The organism is Mesorhizobium sp. USDA 4775 (assembly GCF_054062655.1).
Genome location: NZ_JBSSFM010000001.1, coordinates 5,737,331 through 5,756,432 on the forward strand (window position 1 = coordinate 5,737,331; position 19,102 = coordinate 5,756,432).

Here is a 19,102-nt window from a genome sequence, read left to right on the forward strand (position 1 = left end):
TGCGTTTGTTGCGCCTGGATCAGCGGTGCGTCAGCGCTTCCAGCGCTTCCGCCGCGGCTTCGAGAATGGCGATCGCCTCGGCCTGCTTTTCGGCCGGGGCATCGACGATGTCGCCCAGCGCAGCGCGCAGGCGGTGGCGGATGGCGCGGAATTCGTCGCGCGTCTCCGAACGCTCGCCACGGCCGCCCCGGCCGCCGCGGCGGTCCTCGCCATCATCGTTCCAGCCGAACCAATCGCGCGCCTTGGCCATCTTGCGGCCAAAGCGCTCGAGGTGGTCGAGCACGCCGTCGATCATCTCGCGATTGTCGGCAAGATGCGCCTGTCCGGCCTCGGTGATGGAAAACACCTTCTTGTTGCCTTCGCTCGACGAGACGGCATAGCCGGCCTCTTCCAGGAAGGTTAGCGTCGGGTAGACCACGCCCGGGCTCGGGCTGTAGATGCCGCTGGTGCGCTCTTCCAGTGCCTTGATGATGTCGTAGCCATGGCGCGGCGCCTCGGCCAGCAGCGACAGCGTGATCAGCTTGAGGTCGCCGTCGGCCAGCATGCGGCCGGCGCGGAACATGTCGCCCGGACCACCGCGTCCGCCGCCACGACCGCCATGGCCGAACGGACCAAAGCCGCCGCCCCCTCTGCCACCGAATTTGCCGGCCATGTGCATGAACATGCGTTCGCCGAAATGACTATGTCTGTGCATGATTGCTCCTTTGAGTTCTATCTTACGATATATCTTAATTAAGCAGCTGCCCTCTCGGAGTCAAGATATATCTTACGATGTATCGAGGCATGGAACCAGAGGCTTGCTTTCGCCGGACACGCGGCTAGAAGGCGCTTCGCGGGTCGACGACCATTGCGCGAGCGCTGACATCGGGCTGGAAGGTACCTTCAGGCCCCTTCGACCTGCGGTGTCGTCAGGTCTATCGTTTCTTGACCGGCTGGCGGATCACCGTTTTCAGTTTTTCTGGTGCCGCCTTGCGGGGGTCACCCAGGTAGATCTCGTGGTGCTTTCCGTTTTCGACGAGACCGTTGGCGGGCAGGAATTCCTCATGCAGGCGCAGGATCGTAGGCCCTTCCGCGCTATAGGGTCCGATATGCATGATCTGCACCGCCAGCCCTTCGTGAAAGGACTGCAATCTGAGACTTTCGGGCGGCTGGCCGAGCTTCGCGCGCGCCTTTTCGAGAGCCGCCTCGAACATTTCGGCTGGGATCCAGTCCGGCTGCATGATCATCATGGTCCACGACCAGAGATCCTTGTCGCCCGTCAGGAAGCTCGACATGTCCTCGGCCCACCAGAGGCCTTCCAACGGAGCCACGCCATAATCCTTGCCGAGTTCCTTTTTCGACATGAACTTCAGGGGATAGCTCACCGAGTAGAGCCATTCGATCGCATGCCGGTATTCTTCGGAGGTATTCGGGTCACCCTTGCCGTCGATCATCGCAAACTGCAGCTTGGGAACATCGACCAGGGAAAACACACCGGCAGGAGGCTGCCAGAACGCCTTCATGATTTTTTTGAAGTCGATCTTCTCCATCCCAGACCCTTATCAAAAGTGATGGTTCCATAGTCGGTACTATCGAGCGGGGCAGCATTGATTGAAGTCAACGCTGCGAGAGGCGACAGGCAAGACAAGGATTACCAGCGGCCCTTGCGCCGGTTCCAGGCGTAGAGCAGGTCGGCGAAGCGATCATAGGCAAGGCGTGTCAGCGGCAAGGCCATCGGATTGCCGAAAAGCGTGGCCAGCCAGCCCTCGCCCGGTGTCGCCTGCCATATGGCAATCGCGACATCGGCGCCGACCAGCAGCCGGCCGGCCGCGTCGGTGGCGTGCAGCCGGCGGCGGATGTCTTCCAGCGAGGCGCCAAAACGGCCAAGCGCCGCCGGCTCCAGATTGATGTCGCGAAACTCGATCCGCCCGGCCTTGACCGCTTCGATCAGCCGCCGCTTTTGCCAGATGATGCCCGCATCGCAGACAGGGCAACGCGTGTTGTACCAGACGGTCAGTTCAGGCTTGGGTGTTTGCTTGAGCATGATCTTGGCATGCTCAGCCGTGGCTATGCCGATGATGCAGGTCCGGATAATGCGGATGCCGGTGGCGCATCGGCGCATGCCGGTGCCAATGCGAATGCGGCTCACTCAAAGGCCCGTCATGATCGTGCTGGTGGTGCTCGTCATGCACATGGCTGTGCTCGTGTTCTAGCGCCTCATGGTCATGCTCATGGTCGTGGCGTTCCGACAGATGCAGCCACAGGCCGACGCCCATCAGAAGCCCCGCGATCCCCAGCTTGAGTGTGACGGCATCGCCCAGCATGGCGATGGCCAGCAGCGCACCAATGAACGGAGCCAGCGAATAATAGGCGCCTGTGCGCGCCGTCCCGAGATGGCGCAGCGCCAGGATGAACATCACCAGGCTGACGCCGATGCCGAGGAAGCCGACCGCGGCCGTGGCCGCGACAATGGGCGTCGTGGGAAACGACGCCCCGGAAGCCAGCCCCAACCCGACATTGGCTGCACCCGCCACCAGGCCTTTCAGCATGGCGATCACCACGGGGTCGGTGGCTGAAATCCTACGCGTGAAATTGTTGTCCAGCCCCCAGGCCACGCAAGCCCCCGCCACCAGCAGGGCGCCCGGGTTGAAGGCAACGCCGCCGCCGTCCCACGACAACAGCACCGCGCCCGCCAGGATGGCGACGGCGCCGAAAAGCAGGCGCCGGTCGACATTCTCGCGGTAGACGAGCCAGGCGATCGCCATCGTCGCCAACCCTTCCAGGTTGAGCAGCAGCGCTGAACTGGATGCCGTGTTGAGGCTGAGGCCGAACATCAACAGCACCGGCGCGAGGATGCCACCCATGCCGATTGCAAGCGCCAGCCAAGGGATTTCCCGGGCGGCCAGTTGCGGTTCGCCAGCCGCCGCCTGCTTGCCGCGAAGCAAGCGATAGAGAGCGAGGCCGAGACCGGCGCCGAGATAGAGCAGGCCAGCCAGCATGAAGGGGTTCACGGCATCGAGCAGCAGCTTGGAAAGCGGCGGCGTCGCGCCGAACAGAGCGGCCGAGCCAAGGGCGAGCGGCACGCCGGGCCAAAGATGCGAATGTGTTTCGGACATCATCTCACCCTATGACAGCGCGCATGTCATTTGCCGCCCATCGCCGCCTTTGGCCCGATGCATTTGTTGTCGCGAAACAGCGCCCACTCTTCGCACAGGCGCCCTTTGGGCAGCCGGCAAAACCCGTATTCGTTGCCGGCTCTGTCCTTCCTGATCACCAGACGCCCGCCGATCTCGCCGCAATGGGCGGATGCCGGATTGGCCATGCCGACCGGTTTTTGCGCGGCAGCACCTGCGGCGAAAGGCATCGACGATATCAAGGCAATGCTGGCAGCCAGTATCGAGACTTTCTTCATCGCGTTCCCCTGGCCGCAGTCTATCACGGCGAAGCGTCCTGTCCTGCGGCAAAGCGCCGTCAGGCCGGATACCCTTGTCATCGCCTTCAAACCTGCCGCTTGCTATCCAAGCGACGAGATGATCTCGCGGTAGGCGAATTCGGGAAAGGCTTTCAGCGTCCGCGTCCGTATGTTGCCGGCCGCCGCAAGCATCAGCGAGAAACGTGCCAGGACGGCATCGTCGGGTGCTTCGACCACCGCCACCATGTCGTATTCACCCATCGTCAGGTAGAACGCCTTGAACGAGCCGCCCATGTCGCCCAGCTGCTTCCTGGCGGCATCGAGCCGCTTCGGCGAGTCGCGCACGTTCTTCGCGCCCTGCTCCGTCCAGTTCATCAGCACGATGTAGCTTGTCATGGCACACCTCCCTCCGGGGCCACGGAGCACGGCATCTTCGCCGGGGCGGGCATCCGGGTTGTCGCCCAGAAAATGCATCCGACCTGGAAATTATCCTCCCGAAGGCTGCGAGCTGCAAGAGCGCGCGCCACAAACGAAAAAGGGCGCCAGTGGCGCCCTTTTAGATTTTGCTGTCGGTCTGTCTCAGCTGTCGAGGAAGCTGCGCAGCTTGCGCGACCGGCTCGGGTGCTTGAGCTTGCGTAGCGCCTTGGCTTCGATCTGGCGGATACGCTCGCGGGTGACCGAGAACTGCTGGCCGACTTCTTCCAGCGTGTGGTCGGTGTTCATGCCGATGCCGAAGCGCATGCGCAGCACACGCTCCTCGCGCGGTGTCAGCGAGGCGAGAACCCGCGTGGTGGTCTCGCGCAGATTGGCCTGGATCGCCGCGTCGATCGGCAGGATCGCCATCTTGTCCTCGATGAAATCGCCCAGATGCGAATCCTCCTCGTCGCCGACCGGCGTTTCGAGCGAGATCGGCTCCTTGGCGATCTTCAAGACCTTGCGCACTTTTTCGAGCGGCATGGCGAGCTTTTCGGCCAGTTCCTCCGGCGTCGGCTCGCGGCCGATCTCGTGCAGCATCTGGCGCGAGGTGCGCACGATCTTGTTGATCGTCTCGATCATGTGCACCGGGATGCGGATGGTGCGCGCCTGATCGGCGATCGAACGCGTGATCGCCTGCCGGATCCACCATGTCGCGTAGGTCGAGAACTTGTAGCCGCGGCGGTATTCGAACTTATCGACCGCCTTCATCAGGCCGATATTGCCTTCCTGGATCAGGTCGAGGAACTGCAGGCCGCGATTGGTGTATTTCTTGGCGATGGAGATGACGAGGCGCAGATTGGCCTCGACCATTTCCTTCTTGGCGATCGCGGCTTCGCGCTCGCCCTTCTGCACCTGGTTGACGATCTTGCGGAATTCAAGGATCGAGATCGCCGTTTCGGTGGCCAGGTGCTGGATCTCGGCGCGCAGGTCCTTGATCGCATCCTTCTCGTTCTTGGTGAATTCCTTCCAGCCGCGCGAGGTCAGATTGCCGATCGCGCGCGTCCAGTTGGGATCGAGCTCGGAACCCTGGTATTCCTTCAGGAACTCCTCGCGGCGCACGCCATAGCTTTCGGCGAGGCGCAACAGCTTGCCCTCGTTCTGCACCAGGCGTTTGTTGATGTCGTAAAGCTGCTCGACCAGCGCCTCGATGCGCGCCGTGTTGAGCGACAGCGACTTCACCGCCTTGATCAGCTGGTCCTTCAGCTCCTTCAGCCGGCGGTCCTGGCTGGGCGACAGCGTGCCGGCGGCGGCCAGACGGTTCTCGACCTGCTGGTCCTGCAGCTTGCGCAGCTTCTTGTAGGTGTCGGCGATGACGTCGAGCGTCTCCATCACCTGCGGACGCAGTTCGGCTTCCATCGCCGCCAGTGACAGGCTCGCCTCGTCCTCGTCTTCCTCGTCATCGTCCCCGATGCCGCGCGTATCGGCGCCGACATTGGTGATGTCGTCTTCATCGTCACGCCCGCGGCGCGGCTTTTCCTCGGCCTTCGGCGCTTCCTCGATGCGCTCGACCACCGGCGCCTGCTTGGCTTCCGGGCCGGCATAGGTCGCTTCGAGATCGATGATCTCGCGCAGCAGGATCTTGGATTCGTTGAGCTCGTCGCGCCAGATGATGATGGCCTGGAAGGTCAGCGGGCTTTCGCACAGGCCCGCGATCATCGTCTCGCGACCGGCCTCGATGCGCTTGGCAATGGCGATTTCGCCCTCGCGCGACAGCAGCTCGACCGAGCCCATTTCGCGCAGATACATGCGCACCGGATCGTCGGTGCGGTCGGTCGGCTCTTTCTTGGTGGTGGTGGCGGCGACCGCCGTGCCGGTCTGTTCGGCCAGCTCGTTGGCGTCTTCCTCGGCGTCCGCCGCGGTGTCGCCGGCCTCGGCCTCTTCGCCCTGCTCGTCATCCTCGACGACGTTGATGCCCATGTCGGACAGCATCGCCATCGTGTCCTCGATCTGCTCGGAGGTCACTTCCTCGGAAGGCAGCACCGAATTCAGCTCGTCCATCGTGACATAGCCGCGCTTCTTGGCGGCCTTGATCATCTTCTTGACAGCATCATCGGAAAGGTCGAGCAGAGGGCCATCGGTGGCGCCTTCGCGTTCGGTCTCGACCTCTTCCTTTTCCTTAGTCGCCATAATTTTTATCTTCTCCTAGCGGCCGGGCATCGGGGCCGCGTAAGCTGTCGGACCAGTCAAATCGGATAGGCTCGTTTCGAAACGCGCTTCACCGGGCCACTAACTTCATTGATCGTTAAGTCCAGATTAACCCTGATATCTGTGGCAGGCGGCCTGCCTGTCCAGTGACCAGTACCTCACATCGCTCATTTCCCGTCGGCGCGGGTGCGGGTTAACGTTTCGAATCGTCCTGATTCCGCCATTCTGTCTGAAGGTCAAGCGCCTCTGGCATGATTCGCATGAAAAAAGCGAATCAATTACCCGACTTAGCGCGCCTTGCTCCCCTGGGAAGCCCGGCCACGCTCTCATTCCTGCACTCAGTTGCACTTAGGCTCGCCCAGCCCTGCCCGACGAAACGCCGAATCCTTCGATCAGCGCTTCCGTCGCCTGTACATCCTGAAATTGCGCCTGAATTTCGATCAGATGGCGGAAGTTTTCGTCCGATGGATCTGCTTCGAGCGCCGCTTCCGCCTGTTTCAGCTCCTTATGTAAGGTGCGCGCGCTGCGCTGCAAGTGCAGCGCCTGGTTCAGAGCGTCGCGGGCGTCGTCGAGTGCTGCCGTCTCCAGCGCCGGCCATTGCCGTGCCCGCCGGATCAGGCCGACGGCGCGCTCCCAGATCTCGGCGCAGCCGGCACGCTCGATCGTCGCCACCACGGCGTGGCGGTCATTGGCCATGTCATGCGCCATCGCGTCGAGGATGGCGGCGTGCAGCCGCTGCAGCTCGGAATTGGCGAGGTCGAGAAATTCGACATGGGCGAAATTCTCGTCGATCAGCGCCGGATGGTTGACCAGCGCCACGATGATCGTCGCCTCGCGCACCGACATGCCCTCGCTGCCGCGCTTGACCAGCGCCGACTGGCCGAGGCTTTCGGTGATCGCCATGCGGCCGCCACCAGGCTTGGCGAACTGCCCACCGGGTGCGGCTGCCTTGCCCTGCCCCGGTTTCCAGTCCTGGCGCCCTTGCCGTGTATCGCGCTGCGAGCCGAAGAAGCTCTTTTCCCGCTCACGCATTTCCTGCTGATAGTGATAGCGCGTGCTTTCGTCGCGGATGCGGCTGGTCAACTCCCGCAGCGTCTTTCCCAGTTCCGCCCGGCGCTCCGGCGTGTCGAAGACACCGCCCGCGGTCTCCCGCATCCACAACAGGTCGACCAGCGGCCGCGCGTCGGCGAGCACGGCGCGGAACGCGTCCGGCCCTTCGGCCTTGACCAGGTCGTCGGGATCCTTGCCCTCCGGCAGCAGCGCAAAACGTGCCGAGCGCCCGGCCTGCACCGACGGTAATGCCAGATCTGCGGCACGCCATGCCGCCTTCAGCCCGGCCTTGTCGCCGTCGAAGCACAGCATCGGCTCCGGCGCCATGCGCCACAACAGTTCGAGCTGGTTTTCGGTGAGCGCGGTGCCGAGCGGCGCCACGGCATTCTCGAACCCGGCCTGCGCCAACGCGATGACGTCCATATAGCCTTCGACGGCAATGACCGTGCCATCCTTGGCGAGCGCCTTGCGCGCCCGGGCGAAATTGTAAAGCACGTTGCCCTTGTGGAAGAGCTCGGTGTCGGGCGAGTTCATGTACTTGGCCAGCGCATCGGGCGCCAGCGCCCGGCCGCCAAAAGCGATGATCTTGCCGCGCGAATCCGGGATCGGGAACATGATGCGGTCGCGGAACCAGTCATAGGAGACCGGAATGTCGTCGCCGTGCCGCACCAGCCCACAGGCTTCGATATCGGCCTTCGGCACGCCCTTGGCGGCAAGATGTTCCTTGAGCGCGTTGCGGCTGTCCGGGGCGTAGCCCAGCCGGAACGACTGCTGCGTCGCCGGCGTCAGCCCGCGGTCCCTGAGATAGGCGCGGGCCTTTGCCCCCTCAGGCCCCTGCAGCCGCTCCTGGAAGAAGGTGGTCGCCATCTCCATGACGTCGGTCAGGCTGGCGCGTTCCTTCTCGCGCCGCTCTTCCTGGGCGTCGCGCACCGGCATCGGCACGCCTGCCATGTCGGCGATCTTCTCGACCGCTTCGGGGAAACTCATTCCGTCGAGTTCGGTCAGGAATTTGAAATGATCGCCCGAGACCGAGCAGCCGAAACAATGGTAGCGGCCCTTCTTGTCCTCGCAGTGGAAAGACGGGCTCTTCTCGCCATGGAACGGGCAGCAGGCCCAAAAGTCGCCACGCGACGCGTTGGTCTTCCTGCGATCCCACGCGACGCGCCGGCCGATAACCGATGAAATCGGCACGCGGTCGCGGATCTCGTCGAGAAAGGCGGGCGGAAAGCGCATTGAGGGAACTCGTTTCCCCACCATATAATCATGCCAGCGAAATCCGACGACCCCCAATACCGGCCATACCCGGTTTCCACAGGGCAAAAAGAAAGGCGGCCGTTGCGGGCCGCCCTCTTTTCCAGGCCAATGCTGGAAGCTTAATGCGCGGCGATCGCGCCGAAGATGATGCCGGATAGGACACTCACCAGCACATAGTCGTTGCCGACGCGGATCCATTCCTGGCCGCGGCCGGGACGATGCAGGCCGTACCGGCCATAGTCGCGGATCGGCTGGTGCTGCCTCCAGCCCGAATATTTCTGGCCGTTGCGCCAGTGGTTCCGCTTCACGACGACCTTCTTCTTGAAGACGCGCTTCCTCACATCATTGTGGTGGCCCGGCTTCTGCCAGTCGACCTTGGTGTAATTCGACTGCGGCGCGACCGGCGCGTTCATCGGCGCGGCCTGGCCGGCAAGTGAGGTGGCGGCCAGCATCGAGACGGCGAGGACAGAAAGAACAATGCGCTTCATGAGAAATCTCCTTGGTTGTCGATGCCCGAGGAATAGCGGCCGACGGATGAACTGAAACTGAACGCCGGCATTACAATTGTGTAATGAAATCTTGTGCTTATTGCAGATATTTGAGCATCATCGCAAAGATGAGTGTCGGCCACTCGGCAAAAGCAGCCGTTCTCCGGATCGGCCAAAGCCCGGCTGTGCAACCATTTGCATACCCGTCCATTTCCCGACACGGCCTGTCGCCACGCGGCGGCCTCTTGAAATCGACAAAGTTTTATTATCCGGCTAAAATATTCCCGCTATTATTCACAGTGTCATGATCATGATTCGAACCCTTGCTTTTCCGCCTGTTCGCCGCGCCGCCCGCACTGCGTGCCCTGTCCTCATGCAGGCGCCGAAATGAGCGGCTCCGTCGTCCTTCTGCATCTGGCCGGCGCCGTGGCGCTGATGCTGTTTGCCACCCGCATGGTGAAGACCGGCGTCGAGCGCGCCTATGGCGATGTGCTGCGCCACAGGCTGCGCGCCACCATGCGCAATCCGATCATGGCGGTGCTGGCCGGCACCGGCCTTGCCATCGCCCTGCAGAGTTCGACTGCCGTGACGCTTTTGGTCGGCTCCTTCGCCGGTTCTGGTATCGTCTCGGGCGCCGCCGGCCAATTGGCCGTGCGCGGCGCCGAGATCGGCTCGGCGCTGGTGGTCAAGCTGCTGACTTTCGACCTCACGCTGCTGGTGCCGCTCTGCCTGATCACCGGCACGGTGATGTTTATGGCCACCGAGCGTCGCGACTGGCGCCAGACCGGCCGCATCCTGGTCGGCATCGGCCTCTTGATCCTGTCGCTGGAAATGATCGGCCAGGCGTCGGAGCCGCTGCGCAACAGCCAGCTCATGCCGGTCATCATCAATTACTTCTCCAGCGATTCCGTCACCGCCTATCTCTTGGCGGCGCTGATCACCTGGCTGTTCCAGTCCAGCATCGCCGCGGTGCTTTTGATGGCGACCCTGGCCGGCCGCGGCCTGATCAGCCCTGAACTCGGCGTCGTCCTCATCCTCGGCGTCAATCTCGGCTCTTCCATCATCGCCCCGATGCTGACCCGGTCAGCCGGGCCCGCCGTGCGCGTCGTGCCGATCGGCAATCTGCTGATGCGCGGGCTGGGCTCGCTGGTCATGCTGGTCCTGTTCATGATCGTCCGGCCGCATGTCGGCTTCCTCGGCGCGACGGCGGCCGACCAGATAGTCAACGCCCACATCCTGTTCAACGTCATCATCCTGCTGGCCGGCCTACCGCTGGCCGGCTTCGTCTACCGCGCCTCGGAGAAGATCGTCGCGCTCGGCACCAAGGCAGCGCCGGCCGCCTCGCTCGACGTCATCGAATTGTCCGCGCTCAACGAGAGCGCGCTGGATGTGCCGAGCCAGGCGCTGGCCAATGCGACGCGCGAGGTGGTGCGGGTCTGCGAGACAGTCGAGATCATGCTGAAGCGCATCATCGAGCTCTACGAGAGTGCCGACACCGACAAGATCAAGGCGTTGGCCGCCCTCGACGACCGTGTCGACCGCAAGCATGCGGCGATCAAACTCTACCTCGCCAAGGTCACCAAGAACCCGCTGACCGAGGACGAGGCGCTGCGCTGCCAGGAACTGATCGGCGCCTGCGTCAAGCTCGAGCAGGTCGGCGACATCATCGTGCGCAACATGCTGGTGCACGTGAAGAAGAAGGTCGATCGCGGGCTGGAGTTCACCGACGAGGGCTGGAGCGAATTGTGCGCCTTCCACGGCTCGGTGCTGGCCAATGCAAGGCTTGCCTTCAACGTGCTGGTCTCGCGCGACCCCGAAACGGCGCGTCAGCTGGTGCTGGAGAAGGACCAACTGCGCGACCGCGAGAAGGAAACCAGCGCCAGCCATTTCCTGCGGCTGCGCGAAGGCACCGCCAAAAGCGTCGAGACCAGCTCGATCCACCTCGACACCATCCGCGACCTGAAGCAGATCAATTCACTGCTGGCCTCGATGGCCTATCCGGTGCTCGAAGAGCGCGGCCTTCTCACAGGATCACGACTGAAGGCCAGCTAACGAGAAGGGATTTGCCACGGCGGCGTCAATTTGGGAACAAGCTTGCGTCGTTCCGGCTCGAACGGCAAAATTAGTCTTTGCTCACCCTCCCGCCCGTCGGCTAAGCATCTGATGCCCCCGGGAGGAAATCGATGGACACCCATTCGCGCAGTTTCGCCAAGGCGCTTTCCTGGCGCATAACCGGCACCATCGACACGATGATCATCTCGCTTGTGGTGACTGGTAGCATCAAGCTGGCGGCCGCCATCGGCGTGACGGAGGTCTTCACCAAGTCGCTGCTCTACTATTTTCATGAGCGCGCATGGCTGAAGATCCCTTACGGGCGCAGGACCCCGGTCTAGCAGCTTGCCCACTGCCGGCATGCACTGCCAATTGCCAAGCCAGCGGCTGACGCGAGGGGGTTCGGTCAAGAAAACCTAAAGTCGCGACAAAAATTTCTGGATTGCCCGCGCCGCCCATCCGTGGTTTGACGCCGTTCCAGCCAAGGCTTTCCCATGTCGCTTCCGCTCATTGCCCTGTTCATCGCCGCTTTCGCTTTCGGCACCACCGAATTCGTCATTGCCGGCGTGCTGCCGCAAGTGGCGGAAGGGCTCGGCGTTTCGGTTCCATCCGCCGGCTATCTCGTCTCCGGCTATGCCTGCGGCATCGCCATTGGCGGCCCGCTGCTGGCGCTCGCCACCAAATCCCTGCCGCGCAAGACCTTGCTGCTCGGCCTCGCCATCGTCTTCACCATCGGCCAGGCGGCCTGCGCGCTGGCGCCCGACTTTACCTCGATGCTGCTGCTGCGCATCGCCGTGGCAGTCGCGCACGGCGCCTATTTCGGCGTCGCCATGGTGGTCGCCGTCGGCCTGGTTCCCGAGGACAAACGCGGCATGGCGGTCGCGGTCATCCTGTCCGGCCTCACCGTCTCCAACGTCATCGGCGTGCCGGCGGGCACCGCCATCGGCAACATCTGGGGCTGGCGCGCCACCTTCTGGGTGATGTGTGTGCTCGGCGTGGCGGCAACGCTCGCGATGACTGCCCTTCTGCCGCGCACCGCCGGGTATCAGGCCAAGCCCGCCGGCCTGGCGCGTGAGGTCCGCGTGCTGGCGCGCCAGCAGGTCTGGACCTCGCTGATCCTGATGCTCATGCTGATGCTCGGCCAGTTCTGCCTGTTCACCTACATCACGCCGACCTTGCTTGAGGTCACCGGGCTCGACGAAGACCTGGTGCCCTGGGTGCTGCTGCTCAACGGCGTCGGCGCGACGCTTGGCGTCTTCCTCGGCGGCAAGCTGTCGGACTGGAAGCTGATGCCGTCGCTCATCACCATGCTGGCCCTGCAAGCGGTGACGCTGGCGGTCATCTATGCCGTCAGCCCCTACCCCGTGCCGATGATCGTGGCGATCGTCATCTGGGGCGGCCTCAACTTCGCCATCGGCACGCCGATCCAGACCCGCATCCTGGCCTGGACGGCCGACGCGTCCAATCTTGCCTCATCACTGATCCCGTCCGGCTTCAATGTCGGCATCGCGCTGGCCGCGTCGCTGGGCGCCGCCATGCTCAATGCCGGCTACGGCTACCGCAGCTTGCCCGTGGTGGGCGCTTTCGCCATGCTGGTCGCCGTGGTGGTGGCTGCCATCTCCCAGGTCTGGGAAGCGCGCAGCAACGCCACGCCGCCGCTGACGGCACCGGCGGAGTAGCCTCACCCGCGCCAGCGCAACAGACGCATGGCGTTGGCGGTGACCAGCACGGTGGCGCCGGTGTCGGCCAGGATCGCCGGCCACAGGCCGGTAATGCCTGAAATGGTGGTGACCAGAAACACCGCCTTCAGTCCCAGCGCCACGGTGATGTTCTGGCCGATATTGGCCATCACCGCCCGCGACAGCCGCACCATGCGGGCAACGTCCAGGACGCGGCCATGCAGGATCGCCGCGTCCGCCGTCTCCAGCGCCACGTCGGTGCCGCCGCCCATGGCGATGCCGATGTCGGCTGCGGCGAGCGCCGGCGCGTCGTTGATGCCATCACCGACCTTGGCCACCTTCAGCCCCTCGCGCTGCAATTCGCCGACGATGCGCTGCTTGTCCTGCGGCAGCAGTTCCGTCCGCGCCTCGATGCCGAGCGAAGCGGCGATGGCTTGCGCCGTGCGGCGATTGTCGCCGGTCAGCATCACCGCGCGGATGCCCTCCGCCTTGAGCGCCGCAATGCCAGCCGCCGCATCCGGCCGTGGCTCGTCACGCATGGCGATCAGCCCGGCCACCACGCCATCGGCGACCAGCACCGACACGGTCTTGCCCTGGCCGTTGAGGCTGTCGATGGCAAGGCGCTGTGCTTCCGTAATATCTGCGCGTTCGCCCGCCGCCGGGCCGGATCCGAGGAAGACAGCCACGCCGCCGACACTGCCCTCAACCCCCTTGCCCGAGATCGCTCTGGCGGCCAGCGCCGGCGGCACCGGCGCCTTGGCGGCGCTGGCCCTGTCCAGGATCGCCACCGCCAGCGGATGGCTGGAGCCTTGTTCGAGCGCCGCCGCCAGCGCCAGCACGCTGCGCTCATCGCGGCCATAGGCAACGATGTCGGTAATGGCAGGCTTGCCCGCGGTCAGCGTGCCGGTCTTGTCGAAGGCCACCGCCGTGATCCGGCGAAAGCCTTCCAGCACCGCGCCACCCTTCATCAGCAGGCCGCGCCGCGCCCCGGTCGCCAGACCGGCGGCGATCGCGGCGGGCGTCGAGATGACCAGCGCGCAGGGGCAGCCGATTAAGAGGATCGCCAGGCCCTTGTAGATCCATTCGCTCCAGTCGCCGCCGGCGATGAGCGGCGGCAGCACGGCCACCAACGCGCCGACCGCCAGCACGCCCGGGGTATAGTATCGCGAGAAGCGATCGATGAAGCGCTCGGTCGGCGCCTTGGCCTCCTGCGCCTCCTCGACCAGGCGCACGACGCGGGCGATGGTGTTGTCGGAAGCCGCCGCTGTCACGCGCACTTTCAGCACGCCATCGCTGTTGATCGTGCCGGCGAAGACGGGTTCCGCGACACCCTTGCGCTTCGGCGTGCTTTCGCCGGTCACCGGCGCCTCGTCAATGTCGCTCGAGCCTTCCACAATCTCGCCATCGGCCGGGATGCGGTCGCCCGGCCGCACCACGATGACGTGGCCCACGGCGAGCTGTTCGGCGGGAACTTCGACCGTGCCGCCTCCCCGCTCGACAAGCGCCGTCTTCGGCACCAGATCAGCCAGGCCCTGTATGCTGGCCCGCGCCCGGCCGGCGGCGACCCCTTCAAGAAGCTCGCCGATCAGGAACAGCACCACCACGGCGGCGGCTTCTTCCGTTGCATTGATCATCACCGCACCAGCAGCGGCAATGGTCATCAGCATCTCGATCGAGAACGGCGTTCCGGCCAAGGCAGCCATCAGCGCGCGCCGCGCGATCGGCACGAGACCGACCAGCAACGCCGCCAGGAAAGCCCAGCGCTCGGCCGAAAGAAACAGATGGCCTATGCCATAGGCGGCGAGCACCGCTGCGGCACAAGCCAGCGTCAGCGCCGCACGGCGGGTACGCCACCACGCCTGCCCCGGTGCGGGGTGGCTGTGCAGATGGGACGACCCAGCGGCCTCTTTGGTGATTTGTTGGCCGCCGCCATGGTCATGGCCTTCGTGATCATGAGCGGCATGATCATGCGCCCTGGTCTCCGGCCCATCGGTCCTGGCCTCCGCCTTGACGATGCCGTAGCCCAGCCGCGCCACCTGCCGCAGCACCTTGACGTCGCTGAGCGGCCCGCCATGGCTGACCGTCATGCTGGCGCCGGTCACCGAAACCGAGACATCCGCGACACCGTCGAGACGGCGCACCGCCGTGTCGATCTTGGCCGCGCAGGACGCGCAATCCATGCCGCCGATCTTGAACCGTGTCTGCGTTAGAGGAGAAGTCATGCCATCACCCGTCTGCTTTCTCACCCACGCGGCGTGCCGCCGCACGGGTCTTGAACCCTGATGCCAGCCACTGTAATTGCTCTAGTCACTAGAGCTTCAAGAGGCAAAATGCATGTTTTCGATCGGTGATCTCTCCCGCCGCACCGGGGTCAAGGTGCCGACCATCCGCTATTACGAGCAGATGGGCCTGGTCGCGGCGGCCGAGCGCTCGGAAGGCAACCAGCGCCGCTACTCCCGGCACGAGCTGGAACGGCTGGCCTTCATCCGCCACGCCCGCGACCTCGGCTTCGCCGTCGAAGACATCCGCGCCCTGATCGATCTCAGCGGTCATCCCGAGCAGCCCTGCGGCCATGCCGACAAGATCGCGCAGGAACAGCTGATTTCGGTGCGCGAAAAGATCGCCCAACTGAAGCGGCTGGAAACCGAGCTGGAGCGCATCGCCTCCTGCTGCGACGGCAAGACGGTCGGCGACTGCTACGTCATTCGCGCGCTGTCCGACCATGCGCTGTGTGCGGACGAGCACGTCTCATAGCGAAATCCGGTCCGGCGCGGACCTCGGCTTGGGCGCGTGCGCTCGTGAGACCAGGAGCAGACATGGCGAGCACTGTCAGCGGTTTCGGCCTGAGCTGCGGCATCTTGCCGGGGGGCGCGCGCAATGCGATCACCGATGTGCCCGGTATACGCGTCGGCCATTGCACGCTGCGCAACGGCGACACCAACACCGGCGTGACCGCGATCCTGCCGCATGGCGGAAATCTGTTTCGCAAGAAGGTGACGGCGGCAAGCCATGTCATCAACGGCTTCGGCAAGACCATCGGCCTGACGCAAGTGCAGGAGCTCGGCACCATCGAAACGCCTGTTCTCTTGACCAACACGCTCTCGGTCGGCACCTGCGCCACGGCGCTGATCCGCGACGCCATCCGCCAGAACCCGGATATCGGCCGCTCCACCGGAACCGTCAATCCGCTGGTCGGCGAATGCAATGACGGTCCGCTGAACGACATCCAGGCTCTGGCGATATCAGAGGAACACGCCCTCGCCGCGCTGGCGGACGCGCATGAGGGCGAAGTCGAACAAGGCAATGTCGGCGCCGGAACGGGAATGACTTGCTTCGGCTTCAAGGGCGGCATCGGCTCGGCGTCCAGAAGAATCGCGCTCGGCGGCGGCCATCACCTCGGTGTTCTCGTTCTGTCGAATTTCGGCAGACCCGGAGACCTCGTTCTGCCCGATGGGCGCCGGCCGGACCCCGGACAACCGGCCGGGGTCGAGCGCGGTTCGGTCATGATCGTGCTGGCAACCGATGTGCCGCTCGAACACCGCCAGCTTGAAAGAGTGGCGCGCCGCGCCGGAGCCGGCATCGCCAGGCTCGGCTCCTTCTGGGGCCATGGCAGTGGTGACATCGCCATCGCCTTCAGCACCGGCAATCTGGTCGACCACGATGAAAGCCGCGATCTGGTGCCCCTGCTCGCGCTCAATGAGGCGCGCATCGACATCCTTTTTCGCGCGGCGGCGGAAGCCACGCACGAGGCGGTGTTGAACTCCATGCTGTCCGCCGGGGCCTTCACCGGCAGGGCCGGCAAGCATCGCGCATCGCTGGCCGACTGGCTGCGCGGTCAGCAACGCTAGCTAATGTCGCCCAGAAGGCGACCTACAGCTCGATCCGGAACCGCAAACTCTCCACCCCGCCATAGGCGGCGTCCTCGAAGAAGCGCTCGACCAGCCTGCCGCCATTGGCCAGGATCACCTTGTGCGACGCCGGATTGCCCGGCTTGGCGGTGATCTCGACATAGGGCAGGCCGACCGCCCTCGCCTCGTCCAGCATCTGCCGCAAGGCTTCGGTGGCATAGCCGCGCCGTCGCTTCCACGGCACCACCGCATAGCCGATATGGCCAAGCACATGCGAGGGCAGTTCCGCCGTGCCCTTCTGCCAGCGAAAGCCGATCGAGCCCGATGCCTCGCCATCCCAGATCCAGCGGCGGAAGCCCGGCAGGCGCGGCACTTGCGTGCCGTCGGGCAAGGTGATCGGGCCACCCCTGGCCTCGGCATCGTCGAGGCTGGCCAGGAACGTGACCGGATCCTGCTCTATCGCCGCCAGTTGCTCGCGCGTCGCCTCCTGGAGCCGCACATTGTCCGGCGACCAGCCGCGCTCGAGCGCCGCCTTGTAGGAAGGCAGATGTTCAAGCGCGGGTTTGACGATCTCAACCATGATCGATGCTCTCCAAGTTAGGCAGAGATAGCCTTGGCCGTTGGAGCGCTCAAGCCGCCTGGGAGCGGATCTCGCCCTTGTTCAGGAAGCAGGCCTTGTCGAACAGCGACAGATCGAGCGGGTTGGGCAACCTGATGTCGCCGATATCGGGAACCGGCTTGGTCTCGGGATTGTAGGATCGGTCGATCTGCGAGATGAAAACCAGGATGACGCCGCTGTCGCGCGCGAAAGCCTTCAGTGTGCACACCTGTTCCATCAGGCCGGGGTTCTCACGTCTTTGGTCGAGCAATTGCAGGTAGTCGATGACCGCCAGCGTGCCGCGTGGCGCCGATCGCAAGATCCTGACGATGTAGTCGGCGCTGATGGCATCGGAAGTGTCGAATTCGAACAACTGGTCGAACCGGGCCGGCTCGACGCCGATGGCGCGAAACCGGTCCAGCACATCGCGTTGCGTATATTCCAGCGTGAAGAACACGCTGCGATGGCCTGACTTCATCGCCTCGACCGCGAGTTCGAGGCTCATCAGCGTTTTGCCGTGGCCGGGTCGCGCGCCGACCAGGACCAGGTCGCCGGGTCTCAGTTGCTCGAACAATCCGCCGGCGGGCGCTGCCTCGGACAGTTTGGCCGCCAACAGGCTCCAGCTGGTAAAACCTTGCTGCGCGGCAACGCGATCAAGCGCCTGGTGGAGCGGAATCCCTGCCTGGCGCGACAACAGCCTGGCCTGACGTTTCAGATGGTAGATGGGCGCGGATAGTTTCATGGCAAACCTCCCGGTGCGAGCCGTTTTCGCAACCCCTCCTTATGCCTTGCGCTCGAACAGTCGGTTCGGTGATGAGAGTGCCCCGCATGAACAGATGCTTCCCATTGGAGGGAGGAGGCGTGGGCCACGCCAGAATCACATCATAGCTCAACCCTTGCGGATCGAAAATCGCGCATGTCGGTGGAGCCGCAAGCCTTGGACCAGCATCCCGGCCTATGGGCGGTGCGCGCCGGCCCCGGTTCTTCGTGCGGACTTGCGGCGCGCTAAACAAGATGTGTTTCGCCGATTGCCGCGAGACATTTTATGATGGATTGCGGATATAACACCGCAGGGATTCGCATGGCCTCGGCAGGAGACTTGAACCGGTGCGGTTGAGATTTTTCCCTCTGGGTGTGGTCGTCACCCTCAGCTTTCTCGTCATCGTCATTGCCCTGACCGCGACGGCCCGGTCCATTGCCGCGCCCTCGGCCATCCCGGCCTGGCTGCAGGCCCATGTCGGCGACAGCGATGGCCAGATCTCGACCGTGGTGCTGGAGCGGGCGCGCGCGCTCTACCTGAAAAAGGTGGCGCAAGGCGCGGTCAGGAATCCCTGTTACTTCGCCATGGATGCGACGCGTCCCGGCGACATGGGCAATGGCGTGCTCGGACGCCGGTACTACGTCATTTGCGAGGCCAGCCAGTCGTTTCACGCCATCTCGTCGGGTCACGGCGGCGGCCGGAATCTGAAAGGCACGGTCGATTTTTCGAACGGCAGGCGGTGCTCCAAGAACTTCGGCAATGCCATGGATTCCGAACTGACCGCCGGCGGCGCCTACATGACCAGCGAGGCGAAGACATCCTTCAAGGGTTTTTATCGTACCGGCGCGAAACAGGACGTGGCTTTCCAGCGCACCTTCATCCAGTTCGACGGCGAAGGCGAAGCCGCCAATGCCAGGCAGCGGGTGATCGGCGGCCATGCGGCGCAGGTGCTGCGCGGCATGTGCATGCGCAAAAGCCCCAACAGCTCCTACGCCGACCATGACGGCCTGGTGCCGTTCGGCAAGCTGGTGGACTATGCCGGCGGCCGCAGCAATGGCTGCACCAGCTGGTCACCGACGGATGCGCAGCAGATCATCGCGATGGTCAAGGACAATCCGACGACGCTCTACATCTATCCGGAATCGCGTGACATCGCCGCTGTCGCGCAGGCGGCAAAAAGCCATTCGCCATCGGGCGAAGCACCCTATTGGAACGCATCCTGCCTGAAGGAAATCGGCACGCCGAAATTCTGGCCGCGAAAAACCCTCGAACCGATCATCGCCCAATACAAGCAGGACCACCCGGCACCGCCACCGCAGCCGGTACCGATGTGCAAGGGGCCGTGAGGTCCGCTCCACAG

Annotated in this window: 18 protein-coding genes; 6 read left to right on the forward strand and 12 right to left on the reverse strand. The window is 64.2% G+C overall.

Annotated features, from left to right (window positions below; all coding sequences use genetic code 11):
• Positions 1-19: 19 nt before the first annotated feature.
• The 9 genes from ACVILI_RS28175 to ACVILI_RS28215 all read right to left on the reverse strand — a co-directional run bounded on the left by ACVILI_RS28175 (position 20) and on the right by ACVILI_RS28215 (position 8,805).
• Positions 20-694 carry a PadR family transcriptional regulator gene (locus tag ACVILI_RS28175; RefSeq protein WP_064980470.1) on the reverse strand — a complete coding sequence of 225 codons (675 nt, stop codon included), beginning with the start codon at positions 692-694 and terminating at the stop codon, positions 20-22.
• 220 nt (positions 695-914) lie between these two features.
• A complete protein-coding gene (locus ACVILI_RS28180) occupies positions 915-1,529 on the reverse strand; it encodes a GyrI-like domain-containing protein (RefSeq protein ID WP_038648873.1) in 615 nt (204 codons plus the stop codon).
• 101 nt (positions 1,530-1,630) lie between these two features.
• Positions 1,631-2,023 (reverse strand): thiol-disulfide oxidoreductase DCC family protein, encoded by a 393-nt coding sequence (locus ACVILI_RS28185; protein WP_038653207.1) that lies wholly within the window; start codon positions 2,021-2,023, stop codon positions 1,631-1,633.
• A 13-nt stretch (positions 2,024-2,036) separates the two neighbouring features.
• Positions 2,037-3,095 carry a DMT family transporter gene (locus ACVILI_RS28190; RefSeq protein ID WP_457102676.1) on the reverse strand — a complete coding sequence of 353 codons (1,059 nt, stop codon included), beginning with the start codon at positions 3,093-3,095 and terminating at the stop codon, positions 2,037-2,039.
• A gap of 26 nt (positions 3,096-3,121) precedes the next feature.
• The gene (locus ACVILI_RS28195) at positions 3,122-3,391 is read right to left on the reverse strand and encodes a putative hemolysin (RefSeq protein WP_038648876.1); all 270 of its coding nucleotides are present in this window, start codon (positions 3,389-3,391) and stop codon (positions 3,122-3,124) included.
• Between the two features lie 102 nt (positions 3,392-3,493).
• Positions 3,494-3,787 carry a GYD domain-containing protein gene (locus tag ACVILI_RS28200; RefSeq protein ID WP_027047268.1) on the reverse strand — a complete coding sequence of 98 codons (294 nt, stop codon included), beginning with the start codon at positions 3,785-3,787 and terminating at the stop codon, positions 3,494-3,496.
• A gap of 183 nt (positions 3,788-3,970) precedes the next feature.
• Positions 3,971-5,995, reverse strand: coding sequence for an RNA polymerase sigma factor RpoD (rpoD, locus tag ACVILI_RS28205; protein ID WP_019860483.1), 2,025 nt, complete (start codon positions 5,993-5,995; stop codon positions 3,971-3,973).
• 366 nt (positions 5,996-6,361) lie between these two features.
• Positions 6,362-8,296, reverse strand: coding sequence for a DNA primase (gene dnaG, locus ACVILI_RS28210; RefSeq protein ID WP_038648879.1), 1,935 nt, complete (start codon positions 8,294-8,296; stop codon positions 6,362-6,364).
• Between the two features lie 140 nt (positions 8,297-8,436).
• Positions 8,437-8,805 carry an RcnB family protein gene (locus ACVILI_RS28215; protein ID WP_019860485.1) on the reverse strand — a complete coding sequence of 123 codons (369 nt, stop codon included), beginning with the start codon at positions 8,803-8,805 and terminating at the stop codon, positions 8,437-8,439.
• A 387-nt stretch (positions 8,806-9,192) separates the two neighbouring features.
• Between ACVILI_RS28215 and ACVILI_RS28220 the strand changes: the two genes are divergently transcribed.
• The 3 genes from ACVILI_RS28220 (at position 9,193) to ACVILI_RS28230 (ending at position 12,536) form a co-directional block, all read left to right on the forward strand.
• On the forward strand, positions 9,193-10,857 hold the full coding sequence (locus tag ACVILI_RS28220; RefSeq protein WP_038648881.1) for a Na/Pi cotransporter family protein: 1,665 nt from the start codon (positions 9,193-9,195) through the stop codon (positions 10,855-10,857).
• Between the two features lie 131 nt (positions 10,858-10,988).
• Positions 10,989-11,198 carry a DUF2061 domain-containing protein gene (locus ACVILI_RS28225; protein ID WP_019860487.1) on the forward strand — a complete coding sequence of 70 codons (210 nt, stop codon included), beginning with the start codon at positions 10,989-10,991 and terminating at the stop codon, positions 11,196-11,198.
• Between the two features lie 153 nt (positions 11,199-11,351).
• Positions 11,352-12,536, forward strand: coding sequence for an MFS transporter (locus ACVILI_RS28230; RefSeq protein ID WP_038648884.1), 1,185 nt, complete (start codon positions 11,352-11,354; stop codon positions 12,534-12,536).
• A gap of 2 nt (positions 12,537-12,538) precedes the next feature.
• Here the strand turns inward: ACVILI_RS28230 and ACVILI_RS28235 are convergent, their stop codons facing one another.
• Positions 12,539-14,758, reverse strand: coding sequence for a heavy metal translocating P-type ATPase (locus ACVILI_RS28235; protein WP_038653214.1), 2,220 nt, complete (start codon positions 14,756-14,758; stop codon positions 12,539-12,541).
• A gap of 112 nt (positions 14,759-14,870) precedes the next feature.
• On the opposite strand from ACVILI_RS28235, the gene ACVILI_RS28240 reads away from it, so the two are divergent.
• Complete coding sequence (locus ACVILI_RS28240; RefSeq protein ID WP_019860490.1) at positions 14,871-15,290, forward strand: MerR family transcriptional regulator; 420 nt, start codon at positions 14,871-14,873, stop codon at positions 15,288-15,290.
• A gap of 62 nt (positions 15,291-15,352) precedes the next feature.
• The gene (locus ACVILI_RS28245) at positions 15,353-16,384 is read left to right on the forward strand and encodes a DmpA family aminopeptidase (RefSeq protein WP_038648887.1); all 1,032 of its coding nucleotides are present in this window, start codon (positions 15,353-15,355) and stop codon (positions 16,382-16,384) included.
• Positions 16,385-16,406: 22 nt separating this feature from the next.
• Here ACVILI_RS28245 and ACVILI_RS28250 read toward each other — a convergent pair whose 3' ends face one another.
• Both ACVILI_RS28250 and ACVILI_RS28255 read right to left on the reverse strand, forming a co-directional pair.
• Positions 16,407-16,964 (reverse strand): GNAT family N-acetyltransferase, encoded by a 558-nt coding sequence (locus ACVILI_RS28250; RefSeq protein WP_038648890.1) that lies wholly within the window; start codon positions 16,962-16,964, stop codon positions 16,407-16,409.
• Positions 16,965-17,013: 49 nt separating this feature from the next.
• The gene (locus ACVILI_RS28255; protein ID WP_038648892.1) at positions 17,014-17,724 is read right to left on the reverse strand and encodes a DNA helicase; all 711 of its coding nucleotides are present in this window, start codon (positions 17,722-17,724) and stop codon (positions 17,014-17,016) included.
• 365 nt (positions 17,725-18,089) lie between these two features.
• Here ACVILI_RS28255 and ACVILI_RS28260 point away from each other — a divergent pair, with 365 nt between their 5' ends.
• Complete coding sequence (locus tag ACVILI_RS28260) at positions 18,090-19,088, forward strand: hypothetical protein (protein ID WP_038648895.1); 999 nt, start codon at positions 18,090-18,092, stop codon at positions 19,086-19,088.
• Positions 19,089-19,102: the final 14 nt, after the last annotated feature.

Coding starts and splice junctions, on each gene's coding strand:
- ACVILI_RS28175 (WP_064980470.1), bottom strand. CDS start 694: ATGCACAGACATAGTCATTTCGGCGAACGCATGTTCATGCACATGGCC.
- ACVILI_RS28180 (WP_038648873.1), bottom strand. CDS start 1,529: ATGGAGAAGATCGACTTCAAAAAAATCATGAAGGCGTTCTGGCAGCCT.
- ACVILI_RS28185 (WP_038653207.1), bottom strand. CDS start 2,023: ATGCTCAAGCAAACACCCAAGCCTGAACTGACCGTCTGGTACAACACG.
- ACVILI_RS28190 (WP_457102676.1), bottom strand. CDS start 3,095: ATGTCCGAAACACATTCGCATCTTTGGCCCGGCGTGCCGCTCGCCCTT.
- ACVILI_RS28195 (WP_038648876.1), bottom strand. CDS start 3,391: ATGAAGAAAGTCTCGATACTGGCTGCCAGCATTGCCTTGATATCGTCG.
- ACVILI_RS28200 (WP_027047268.1), bottom strand. CDS start 3,787: ATGACAAGCTACATCGTGCTGATGAACTGGACGGAGCAGGGCGCGAAG.
- rpoD (WP_019860483.1), bottom strand. CDS start 5,995: ATGGCGACTAAGGAAAAGGAAGAGGTCGAGACCGAACGCGAAGGCGCC.
- dnaG (WP_038648879.1), bottom strand. CDS start 8,296: ATGCGCTTTCCGCCCGCCTTTCTCGACGAGATCCGCGACCGCGTGCCG.
- ACVILI_RS28215 (WP_019860485.1), bottom strand. CDS start 8,805: ATGAAGCGCATTGTTCTTTCTGTCCTCGCCGTCTCGATGCTGGCCGCC.
- ACVILI_RS28220 (WP_038648881.1), top strand. CDS start 9,193: ATGAGCGGCTCCGTCGTCCTTCTGCATCTGGCCGGCGCCGTGGCGCTG.
- ACVILI_RS28225 (WP_019860487.1), top strand. CDS start 10,989: ATGGACACCCATTCGCGCAGTTTCGCCAAGGCGCTTTCCTGGCGCATA.
- ACVILI_RS28230 (WP_038648884.1), top strand. CDS start 11,352: ATGTCGCTTCCGCTCATTGCCCTGTTCATCGCCGCTTTCGCTTTCGGC.
- ACVILI_RS28235 (WP_038653214.1), bottom strand. CDS start 14,758: ATGACTTCTCCTCTAACGCAGACACGGTTCAAGATCGGCGGCATGGAT.
- ACVILI_RS28240 (WP_019860490.1), top strand. CDS start 14,871: ATGTTTTCGATCGGTGATCTCTCCCGCCGCACCGGGGTCAAGGTGCCG.
- ACVILI_RS28245 (WP_038648887.1), top strand. CDS start 15,353: ATGGCGAGCACTGTCAGCGGTTTCGGCCTGAGCTGCGGCATCTTGCCG.
- ACVILI_RS28250 (WP_038648890.1), bottom strand. CDS start 16,964: ATGGTTGAGATCGTCAAACCCGCGCTTGAACATCTGCCTTCCTACAAG.
- ACVILI_RS28255 (WP_038648892.1), bottom strand. CDS start 17,724: ATGAAACTATCCGCGCCCATCTACCATCTGAAACGTCAGGCCAGGCTG.